At 59.8% G+C, this 555-nt stretch carries 1 protein-coding gene, 1 pseudogene and 1 other annotated feature; the gene and the pseudogene both read right to left on the reverse strand.

Annotated features, from left to right (window positions below; translation table 11 throughout):
• Window positions 1-186, reverse strand: a pseudogene (locus tag Abor_RS13055) (IS3 family transposase); the annotation flags it as partial.
• Window positions 112-228: a sequence feature (AL1L pseudoknot), on the reverse strand. Its footprint overlaps the pseudogene before it by 75 nt.
• On the reverse strand, window positions 183-518 hold the full coding sequence (locus Abor_RS12480; RefSeq protein WP_048842232.1) for an IS3 family transposase: 336 nt from the start codon (window positions 516-518) through the stop codon (window positions 183-185). (Overlaps the previous feature by 46 nt.) The pseudogene Abor_RS13055 and the gene Abor_RS12480, both read right to left, overlap by 4 nt.
• Between the last annotated feature and the right edge of the window lie 37 nt (window positions 519-555).

Below are 555 nucleotides of genomic sequence, written 5' to 3' on the forward strand. Positions count from 1 at the left end.
GTTGTCCTGCCAGATCCGGCCGATATGTTCCATCAGTTCCCTATCGCGCCGGACACGCGGGCTGGCCTTGGCCGGTTCTCTTGCTATGGCCGCCTGCTGGTAAAACGTGGACGGGGCAATCGGCAGAACGCGACAGATTGGCTCGACCCCGTAATAGGCACGGTAGGCTTCAATAAACGCGATCATTTGCGAAACGGGCGGTCGAGCTCCGCCTGTGCAAAATAAGCCGAGGCCTTCTTCAGGATCTCATTGGCCTGACGCAGTTCACGGACCTCACGCTCCAACGCCTTGATCCGTGCCGTCTCGGCCTTGGTTGCTCCCGGCTGCGCACCACCCGCGTCCCGCCGGGCCTGCTTCCACCAATCGTACAGGCTGTCGCCCGAGCAGCCAAGTTTGCCACCAATCTCGCGACAGGCAGCTGATAGGCTCGGGTAATCCGAGCGATGCTCGTCCAGAAGGCGCACCGCGCGCTCACGGAACTCAGGCGAATAACGTGATGTTTTCTTCTTCTCTACCATAGGGCTCATCCTCCGAGAGTTTTACTCTCCGGTAAAC

The sequence above is a fragment of the Acetobacter orientalis genome (assembly GCF_000963965.1).
In the GTDB taxonomy this organism is placed as follows: domain Bacteria; phylum Pseudomonadota; class Alphaproteobacteria; order Acetobacterales; family Acetobacteraceae; genus Acetobacter; species Acetobacter orientalis.